Origin of the sequence: Pseudomonas lurida (assembly GCF_013522705.1) — a bacterium.
Lineage (GTDB): Bacteria > Pseudomonadota > Gammaproteobacteria > Pseudomonadales > Pseudomonadaceae > Aquipseudomonas > Aquipseudomonas quebecensis.
The window spans coordinates 190,968-199,373 of the sequence record NZ_JAAMRE010000008.1 but is presented as its reverse complement, the minus strand read 5'-3'; the positions used below and the strand labels follow the sequence as shown (position 1 = coordinate 199,373).

Here is an 8,406-nt window from a genome sequence, read left to right as displayed (position 1 = left end):
CTGCGAAGCAGCCCCAAAACATAGTCCCGGAGCTGCCTGGCATACTGCGACGCTCCTATTGGGGCTGCTGCGCAGCCCAACGCGGGGCAAGCCCGCTCACCACAGTTACAGTGTTCCTCCTTAACTGACTGGCATTAGGCTCAACTGGCCCGGTTTTTTTTCGCCTGCGCTTTCAGGCTGCCGTGTCGATAAAAAAGTCCAGCAGGCTGACGCCGGTCAGCTGATCGGTCTCCGGCAAGTCCGCGTGCTGGTGTCCGCCGAGGGCGCAATACACCAGCCAATGACGGTCCTGAACGTTGAACGCCAGGCTGTCGATCAGCGCCTCCTGTTCGTCGCTTTGGGCGATCAGATACAGCCGGTCCTGGTTTTGTGCGTGCAGCATGGCAAGCTCCTGAGCGTTCGAAGGGCAACAGAGTGGACTGTTAAGGTGACGTTCAGGTGACGCACTGAATTACTGGATAGATTAGCCGTCCATGGGGCGCGACCCTACAGGCGCAGCCGGCGAGGTGCGCGTGAGGTTGTATCCAAACGGTTACCCAGGCAACGTTTCACCGAGGTTTGCGATGGCACTGCCCGCACTACTGATTAACGCTGTTGCGCTGGCTGTCGCCTGCACAGGCGCCGCGCTGTTGTTCGTCACCCGCCTGCGCGAGCGCCGCGCCATGGCCAAGCTGACCGCGCAAAGCGAAGAACGCGCAATCGACCAACCAATGCTGTTTCTGGATGTGCACACCGAGCGGGCGCACCGGCAGGCCTACCGCATCGGGCTCGCCTGCCTTGGGCTGGCACTGCTGACCTCGTGGATCAGCACGCACCTTTAGAACACCGCAAAGTAAGTGTTTAGAGCGGGATCCCAGCCTTGACCCGATACTGATTGCGCACCGGCGTCGCGTATTGCACCACCAGGAATGGCCGGTGTTCGGCGGGGCACTCATTCAAGCGACGCGCCCACTCAGTCTTCGCCTTGGCCAGTTCGTCGGCAGGAAACAGGTCTTCGGCCCTCGGCACCGCCAACTGCGGGTCGGCGTCACTCCACTGCGAATACGCCAGGTAGTGCACCGGGAACAGGCGGTAGCCGCCGAGAATCTGCCGATCCATTTCCACCGCCAGTACCTTGGTGTCTTCGAATCGCTCGGTAATCGGCGGCGCGAAGTTGATGTGCACCCGGCCCTTGTAGCCGGTGATGCCCAGCGCAATGCTCACGTCATCCTCGCCTGGCGCCTTGCAGTAGGTGCCGGTGGTGGCGCGGATATACAATTCGCGCGCCTTGGCCGCATCGCAGGGGTCGTATTCGTAGCTGATGGACACCGGCGTCAGGTTCAGCGACTGGATCACTTCGGCGAACGGCTCGTCCTTGCGGCTGACGTGGAACATCTTGAGGATCGCCGATTCGGTGCGATCGTCGCCATCCTTGGCACGGCCTTCAGCCTGGGCAATCCAGATCGACTGCCCGTCGTTGCGGATCGAATGATTGATGTAAGCCGACAGCAGGTTGAACGCCGCCATCTTTTCCTTTCGCCCGGTGATGGAGCGGTGCACGATGAAGCTCTTGTTCAAGCGCATCAGGTCGCTGACGAACGGCTTTTGCAGCAGGTTGTCGCCGATGGCGATGCGCGGCGTCGGCAGGCCGGCGTGGTACACGGCGTAGTTGACGAAGGCCGGGTCCATCACGATATCGCGGTGGTTGGCCAGAAACAGGTAGGCGGTGCCCGATTTGAGCTGCTCGACGCCGGTGTAGGTCACGCCGTCGGTCGCCCGGTCGATGGTGTGGTCGACGTAATACTCGACTTTATCCTGCAGCGTCGCCACGGTAGTGACGCCGGCGAACTCACGGCGCAGTTTGCGGGCGATCATCGGCTTGAGCAGCCAGCCCAGGGTGCCGGCAAAGCGTGGAAAGCGGAAGTGGGTCAGGATGTCCAGAAAGGCCTTGTCACTGAACAGCCGCGCCAGCACCGCCGGGACTTCGCTGTCGTTGTAAGGTCGGATGGTATCGAATTCGCCCATCATGCTCTCTTGTTAGAAACGGCTAGGGTAAGTAAAGGAAATGCCAGGGTGCGGTCCGGGGAATGGGTCCGGCCGAGAATAGCCCTGTAAATAGACCGGCGATTATACGCACAAGTCACCTTGGAGGCTGCCATGCTGGAATCTGCGCTGTACGATTGCCCTTATTGTGGCGAGTCGGTCGAGACGTCGGTGGATCTGTCCGGCGGCGACCAGACCTACATAGAAGACTGCCAGGTATGCTGCAGGCCGATCAGTTTCAATCTGCAGGTGGATGGTGAAGAGTGGATGCTCGAAACCCGCGCCGAGAACGAATAACAGGTACGCCCATGCAGCGAATCTATGAACCCGAAAACCTGATGGAAGGCGAGTTGCTGCAACAGATGCTCGCCAGCGAGGGCATCGAGGCGCACCTGGTGGGTCGACACTTACTGGGCGGTACCGGCGAATTGCCGCTCTTCGGCCTGCTGGGACTGGAAGTGGATAACGACCAAGCGCTCCAGGCGCGCGAACTGATCACCGCCTATATCGGCGCGCAACCGATGCCCGGCGATGAACCCGACAGCTTCCCCGACGTGCTGGTCTGTTAGGCTGTCGGCCGGTTTACCCAAGAGTCGTGTTGCCCCATGTGTGGACGTTATGCCCTGTTTCGCTGGAATCCTGCCTTCGCTGCCTTGCCGGGCTTTCCGGCCGACCAGCAGGCCCAGTGGAATATCTCCCCGAATGACTCGGTACTGATCCAGCGCCTGGAAGGCGAGCAGCTCACTCTGGCCCGCGCCCGTTGGGGGCTGACGCCACCCTGGCTCACCGATATGTCCCGCACCCCGGCCCATGCCCGCGCCGAAACCGTGGCCGAGCAACCGATGTTCCGCGAAGCCTTTCGTCAGCGCCGTTGCCTGCTGCCGGCCAATGGCTTTTACGAATGGCGCGGCACGCAGCGCAAGCGCCCCTACTGGCTGACACCGGGGGAGGGCTCCAGCGTGTTTTTTGCCGCGATCTGGGAAGCTTATCCGGTGCAGGAACAGGTGTGGCTGAGTACGGCGGTGGTGACGCAGGCCGCGCAAAGTCAGCGCCGGCCGTTGATCCTGGATGCGGCCGGGCAGGCGGCCTGGCTCAACCCTGACACGCCGCTGCCCGTGTTGCAGGCATTGCTGGCCAGCGAACCGAGCGCGTTGCGCGAGCGGGTCCTGGCCAACCTGATCAACGATCCCAAACTCAATGGGCCGGAGTGCCTGACCCCGGCATGAGCCTGTCGACGCGCCCTACACCTTGAACTGATTGATCAACCGCCGCTGCTGCTCCGCCAGTTTGGTCAAGTCCGCGCTGGCCGCGCTGGATTCGTCCGCGCCGCCCGCCACTTCATTGGCCACCTGGCCGATATTGATCACGTTGCGATTGATGTCCTCGGCTACCGCGCTCTGCTCCTCGGCCGCACTGGCAATCTGAGTGTTCATGTCGTTGATCACCGACACAGCCTGGGTAATGGTCTCCAGCGCTTCGGCCGCCTTGGCCGCGTGTTGCACGCTTTCGTCGGTGCGGTTCTGACTGTCCTCCATCACCCGCACCACTTCCCGCGTGCCCTGTTGCAACTGCTGGATCATGCTCTGGATTTCTTCGGTGGCCTGTTGGGTTTTCTGCGCCAGGTTGCGCACCTCGTCGGCGACCACCGCGAAGCCTCGGCCTTGCTCGCCCGCCCGTGCGGCTTCGATGGCGGCGTTCAGCGCCAGCAGGTTGGTCTGTTCGGCAATACCGCGAATGGCGGTAAGGATGGCATTGATGTTCTCGCTGTCCTTGGCCAGCGTTTGCACCACCGCCACGGCCTTGCCGATTTCCTCGGCCAGTACGCCGATGGACGCCGAGGTGTCGCGCACAATGCGCATGCCCTGGCTGGCTGCCTGGTCGGCGTGGCTGGCGGCTTGCGCGGCCTGGGTGGCGTTGCGCGCAACATCCTGCGCAGTGGCGGTCATCTCGTGCACGGCGGTGGCGACCTGGTCGATTTCCACCATCTGCTTATGCACGCCCTGGTTGGTGCGAATCGCAATATCGGCGGTGTGCTCCGATGAATCGCTGACTTTCTGCACCGAACTCACCACCTGGGTAATCATGCCCTGCAACTTGATCAGGAACGTATTGAAACCGCTGGCGATTGCGCCCAGTTCGTCGGCGCGGTCGCTGGTCAGGCGGCGGGTCAGGTCGCCTTCGCCTTGAGCGATGTCGTTGAGCATGGCCACCATCTGCTTGAGCGGGCGGGCGATACCGTGGCCCACCAGCCAGATCACCAGCAGCCCGAGCCCGGCCACCACCAGGCCCACAATCGCCATGCCGACAGTGTCGGTCTCGCGCTGGGCCTGCAGGTCGCTTTGCAGTGTCTGCGCATCGGCCATCACCGCCGCCAATGGCAGTTGCATCATCAGGGTCCAGCGCGCGTCGGTCTGGCCGATACCGAAGGGCAGGAACAACTCGATATGCCCATGCTCACGGTCAATGGTGTAGCGCACTTCGCCGGGTTTGAGCTGGCTGAGGCCGGCCAGTTCGCTGGCGTCGAGCAGGTCGCTGGCCTTTTCGCCGAGCTTGCCGGCGTCCTTGGTGTAAGCCACCAGGCGGCCGTTGCTGGAGATCAGCGCCAGTTCGCCGGCACCGCCGTAGAGGGCTCGGTCGGCGCTGGTGAGCATATCCTGAATGAAGTTCACCGACAGATCGGCGCCGACGATGCCCTGGAACCTGCCGTCGACCATGATCGGTTCGATAAACGACGCCAGCATCACCATGACGTCGCCGACCTTGTAAGGGGCGGGGTCAATGGCGCAGGGTTTCTGGCTTTCCTTGGAGCACAGGTAGTATTCGCTGGCGCGCACGCCGGTCGAGAGCATTTTCTGGTCGGCCACGTCCGCGAGTTTATCCAAGCCCAGGCTGCCATCGGCGTTGCGGTACCACCACGGAATAAAGCGGCCGTCGGCGCCCATGCCGACGATGGGGCTGTTCACGTAGGCGGTGTCGTTATGATCGATCGCGTTGGGTTCCCAGCCGATGTAGGCGCCGAGGATTTTCGGGTTGCGCACCACCGTTTCATGCAGCAGGTTGATCAGTTGTTCACGGCCGACCTGCAACGCGGGTTCGCCTTTGGCGTCTTTCATGGCGAGCAGGGCGTTGGCGGTGGCCAGGCTTTTGGCGGTTACCAGCGGCGCCTCCAGCTCCCGCTGGATCAGGGTCGCCTGGGTCTGCGCGAGGGCGGTCAGGCGCTGCTCCACGATCTGCTCGAACTGCGCCTGGGTGCGCTGCTGCACCATCTCCTGGGTGCGCGCACCCGCGAAGACGGCATAGGCCACCAGCACCGCGACCACGGTCAGCACAATGGCCCCGGTCAGCGCGGCGACGGAAAACTGAATTGACTTGAATTTCATGAGCACTCCAAGCGCAGAAGAGACGGGCTGCCTTTATGTATCGGCCGCAGGCGCGCAGGGCATGAGTGATTGCTGCTCAAAAGGCCGTCGGTTGTCGCAAATGGAATGGTCGCTGCCGTAGCCGCAGATGTGAGATGTATCCGAAATTCAGCGGTTACACGTCTGGTGTATCTAGCGCCGATACACGCGAGCGCCTACGATACGCGCCATGTTTTCAGGTCGTCTTTTCAGGGAGAGTGTATTGATGAAGAAATCACTGGCGGTCAGTGTAATGGCGGCAGCGGTCCTGCTGGCCGGGTGTCAATCGGTCAACACCACCAGCGGCGGCGCCGTCGGCGTTGAGCGCAAGCAGTACATGTTCAGCATGCTGTCGAGCCAGGAAGTCGACCAGATGTATGCCCAGTCCTACCAGCAGACCCTGGGCGAAGCCAGCAGCAAGGGCCAGTTGGACAAGACCAGCGCCAACGCCAAGCGCGTGCAGGCCATCGCCAAGCGTCTGATCGCCCAGGCGCCTACTTTCCGCCCGGATGCGGCGCAGTGGAACTGGGAAGTGAACCTAATCAAGAGCGACGAGATGAACGCCAACTGCGGGCCTGGCGGCAAGATCTTCGTATACAGCGCGCTGATCGACAATCTCAAGCTTAGCGATGACGAACTGGCGGCGGTAATGGGCCATGAGATCGCCCACGCCCTGCGCGAGCATGGCCGCGAAGCCATGTCCAAGGCCTACGGCATCGAAATGGCCAAGCAAGGCGCCGGCGCGCTGTTCGGCCTGGGGCAGGACAGCCTGGCACTGGCAGACACCGTGGCCAACTACGGCATGACCTTGCCCAACAGCCGCAGTAACGAAAACGAAGCGGACCTGATTGGCCTGGAGCTGGCCGCCCGCGCCGGCTACAACCCGAACGCCGCGATCACGCTGTGGAACAAGATGGCCAAGGCCTCCGAAGGCGCTCCGCCGGAGTTCATGAGCACTCACCCGGCCTCCGACAGCCGCATCGCCTCGCTGCAGGCAGCCATTCCCAAGGTCATGCCGCTCTACCAGCAGGCTAAGAAGTCCTAAAGCCTGATGAAGATCCAATGTGGGAGGGGGCAAGCCCCATACCACATTGGATTGCTTTGCAGGCTTAGGTCCCTAGATCCAGCCGCTGCTCTGCATGGCCTTGTACACCGCCACGATCGCCAGGATGAAAAATGCCGAGGCGGCGAGTCGGCGAATCAAGGTCAGCGGCAGTTTCTCTGCGGCAAAATTCCCCGCCAGCACCACCGGCACGTTGGCAATCAGCATGCCCAGGGTAGTACCGATAATTACCAGCCACAGCTCCGGGTATTGCGCGGCGAGCATCACGGTGGCGATCTGGGTCTTGTCGCCGATTTCAGCCAGGAAGAACGCAATCAGCGTGGTCACGAAAGGCCCGAACTTGCGGGAAGTGCTGGCTTCGTCATCGTCGAGTTTGTCCGGCACCAGGGTCCATAGCGCGGTGGCGCAGAAGCTGGCCGCGAGGATCCAATGCAGCACCGCGTCCGAGAAGAAACTGCCGAACCAGGCGCCCACGGCACCTGCGGCTGCGTGGTTGGCCAGGGTGGCGGCGACGATGCCGGCGATGATCGGCCAGGGTTTGCGAAAGCGAGCGGCCAGGATGAGCGCGAGCAGTTGCGTCTTGTCGCCGATTTCGGCCAGGGCAACGATTGCGGTGGGGACGAGCAATGAATCCAGCATCAGGTAGGTTTCCAGGGGCGGGTCGACACGGCTATGACACGTACAGCCTTCCCGCCCCGGGTAAGGTGTGCGTGTCATAGGTCTTGTCAAACCCCGGTCCGTCTGTGCGGACTCCTGGGTCGCATACGCCATGGTCTGCTGACCAAGTATGTTGACGTATGCCGGACGAGCGTGGCGCTCGTGGGAGACTACTCCCCTAGGACGGAGCGGATTCTGCCTAGGCAAATGCCATTGGGCAAGCGTTCTTTTTCAAACCTCGATCAACCGCGCTTGGCGCGATAGATGCGAAATCCATTGCCCTCGGCCTTGATTGCGCATACGCCCAGATGTTCTTCGATCAGTGGCTGGTACTTCAGGAAACTGTTAGCCACCAGCCGAAGTTCGCCACCTTTTGCCAGGTGTTTCGCTGCTTTTCGCAGCAAATTCTCGGTAGCGAAATAATCGGTATGCACGCCCACATGGAATGGCGGGTTGCTCAGGATCGCATTCAGCCCCATCGGCGCGGCGTCGATGCCATCGCCGGTCAGCACCTCGGCTTCCAGGCCGTTGGCGGCCAGGGTCAGGCGGCTGCTGGCGGCGGCGAAAGCATCCACGTCGAGCAGAGTGACAGTGTTATGCGGATAGCGGCGTTTGATTGCGGCCCCCAGTACGCCGGCCCCACAGCCAAAGTCCAGCAGATGACCGCTCGGCAATTTATCCAGATGCGCCAGCAACAACTCGGTGCCGCGATCCAGGCGGCCGTGGCTGAACACGCCCGGCAGGCTCACCACCTTCAACGGCCCTTCGGCCAGCGGTACGTCGAACGTCTGTGCCAGGCTCTCCAATGCCACCGCCTGCGGGGCATTGGCCACGGTGACTTGCCACAATTGGCAATGTCGCGCGTTGTCGAGCTTGCGCGGTTTGCCCAAGGCAATCATCTGCTTGGCGGCACTTTCGATGCCGGCTTTTTTCTCACCCACCAGAAACAGTTCGGCGCCGGGCAGGCGCGCAGCCACGGCCTTGAGCAGGTAGTCGGTGAGGTCCTTGGACTTGGGCAGGAAAATCACCGCCGCGTCGAACCCGCGCTCCGGCGCATTCACCCCAAACTGGCTGCGCTGCGGGAAGCGCGCGTCGAGCGCCGCCTGGTCGCCGGCATGCCAGCACCAACCGTGGGCATTGGGCAGGCGCCCCAGCAGGTCGTCGGCGGGCAGGCCCACCAGCAGCAGGTTGCCCTGAAAAAGTTCGGCCTGGCGAAGCAGTACTTCACTGCGCGGATCCATGGTCTGCTCCTTGAAAAGGGGCGCA

10 protein-coding genes and 1 riboswitch are annotated in these 8,406 nt (G+C 62.3%); of the genes, 5 read left to right on the top strand and 5 right to left on the bottom strand.

Annotated features, from left to right (window positions below; all coding sequences use genetic code 11):
- Positions 1-172 precede the first annotated feature (172 nt).
- Complete coding sequence (locus tag G7025_RS09970; RefSeq protein ID WP_181078604.1) at positions 173-382, bottom strand: hypothetical protein; 210 nt, start codon at positions 380-382, stop codon at positions 173-175.
- A gap of 181 nt (positions 383-563) precedes the next feature.
- Between G7025_RS09970 and G7025_RS09965 the strand changes: the two genes are divergently transcribed.
- Positions 564-821, top strand: a complete 258-nt coding sequence (locus tag G7025_RS09965; RefSeq protein WP_181078602.1) for a hypothetical protein — start codon at positions 564-566, stop codon at positions 819-821.
- Between the two features lie 19 nt (positions 822-840).
- Here G7025_RS09965 and G7025_RS09960 read toward each other — a convergent pair whose 3' ends face one another.
- The gene (locus G7025_RS09960; RefSeq protein ID WP_181078600.1) at positions 841-2,004 is read right to left on the bottom strand and encodes a 1-acyl-sn-glycerol-3-phosphate acyltransferase; all 1,164 of its coding nucleotides are present in this window, start codon (positions 2,002-2,004) and stop codon (positions 841-843) included.
- 132 nt (positions 2,005-2,136) lie between these two features.
- Between G7025_RS09960 and G7025_RS09955 the strand changes: the two genes are divergently transcribed.
- The 3 genes from G7025_RS09955 to G7025_RS09945 are packed head-to-tail and all read left to right on the top strand — an operon-like array spanning position 2,137 to position 3,248.
- Complete coding sequence (locus tag G7025_RS09955) at positions 2,137-2,319, top strand: CPXCG motif-containing cysteine-rich protein (protein WP_181078598.1); 183 nt, start codon at positions 2,137-2,139, stop codon at positions 2,317-2,319.
- A gap of 11 nt (positions 2,320-2,330) precedes the next feature.
- Positions 2,331-2,591: a putative signal transducing protein gene (locus tag G7025_RS09950; protein ID WP_181078596.1), complete on the top strand. Its 261-nt coding sequence runs from the start codon at positions 2,331-2,333 to the stop codon at positions 2,589-2,591.
- 36 nt (positions 2,592-2,627) lie between these two features.
- Complete coding sequence (locus G7025_RS09945) at positions 2,628-3,248, top strand: SOS response-associated peptidase (protein ID WP_181078594.1); 621 nt, start codon at positions 2,628-2,630, stop codon at positions 3,246-3,248.
- A gap of 15 nt (positions 3,249-3,263) precedes the next feature.
- On the opposite strand, the gene G7025_RS27250 is transcribed toward G7025_RS09945, so the two are convergent.
- A complete protein-coding gene (locus G7025_RS27250; protein WP_181078592.1) occupies positions 3,264-5,402 on the bottom strand; it encodes a methyl-accepting chemotaxis protein in 2,139 nt (712 codons plus the stop codon).
- Positions 5,403-5,646: 244 nt separating this feature from the next.
- Here G7025_RS27250 and G7025_RS09935 point away from each other — a divergent pair, with 244 nt between their 5' ends.
- On the top strand, positions 5,647-6,465 hold the full coding sequence (locus G7025_RS09935; RefSeq protein WP_181078590.1) for a M48 family metallopeptidase: 819 nt from the start codon (positions 5,647-5,649) through the stop codon (positions 6,463-6,465).
- A gap of 72 nt (positions 6,466-6,537) precedes the next feature.
- Here G7025_RS09935 and G7025_RS09930 read toward each other — a convergent pair whose 3' ends face one another.
- Positions 6,538-7,122, bottom strand: coding sequence for a TMEM165/GDT1 family protein (locus tag G7025_RS09930; RefSeq protein ID WP_181078622.1), 585 nt, complete (start codon positions 7,120-7,122; stop codon positions 6,538-6,540).
- Between the two features lie 88 nt (positions 7,123-7,210).
- Positions 7,211-7,332: riboswitch (yybP-ykoY riboswitch) on the bottom strand.
- Between the two features lie 50 nt (positions 7,333-7,382).
- The gene (locus tag G7025_RS09925; protein WP_181078588.1) at positions 7,383-8,381 is read right to left on the bottom strand and encodes a class I SAM-dependent methyltransferase; all 999 of its coding nucleotides are present in this window, start codon (positions 8,379-8,381) and stop codon (positions 7,383-7,385) included.
- Between the last annotated feature and the right edge of the window lie 25 nt (positions 8,382-8,406).

Bases quoted from the DNA above. Each gene is read 5' to 3' on its own strand.
- G7025_RS09970 (WP_181078604.1), bottom strand. From the start codon at position 382: ATGCTGCACGCACAAAACCAGGACCGGCTGTATCTGATCGCCCAAAGC.
- G7025_RS09965 (WP_181078602.1), top strand. From the start codon at position 564: ATGGCACTGCCCGCACTACTGATTAACGCTGTTGCGCTGGCTGTCGCC.
- G7025_RS09960 (WP_181078600.1), bottom strand. From the start codon at position 2,004: ATGGGCGAATTCGATACCATCCGACCTTACAACGACAGCGAAGTCCCG.
- G7025_RS09955 (WP_181078598.1), top strand. From the start codon at position 2,137: ATGCTGGAATCTGCGCTGTACGATTGCCCTTATTGTGGCGAGTCGGTC.
- G7025_RS09950 (WP_181078596.1), top strand. From the start codon at position 2,331: ATGCAGCGAATCTATGAACCCGAAAACCTGATGGAAGGCGAGTTGCTG.
- G7025_RS09945 (WP_181078594.1), top strand. From the start codon at position 2,628: ATGTGTGGACGTTATGCCCTGTTTCGCTGGAATCCTGCCTTCGCTGCC.
- G7025_RS27250 (WP_181078592.1), bottom strand. From the start codon at position 5,402: ATGAAATTCAAGTCAATTCAGTTTTCCGTCGCCGCGCTGACCGGGGCC.
- G7025_RS09935 (WP_181078590.1), top strand. From the start codon at position 5,647: ATGAAGAAATCACTGGCGGTCAGTGTAATGGCGGCAGCGGTCCTGCTG.
- G7025_RS09930 (WP_181078622.1), bottom strand. From the start codon at position 7,122: ATGCTGGATTCATTGCTCGTCCCCACCGCAATCGTTGCCCTGGCCGAA.
- G7025_RS09925 (WP_181078588.1), bottom strand. From the start codon at position 8,381: ATGGATCCGCGCAGTGAAGTACTGCTTCGCCAGGCCGAACTTTTTCAG.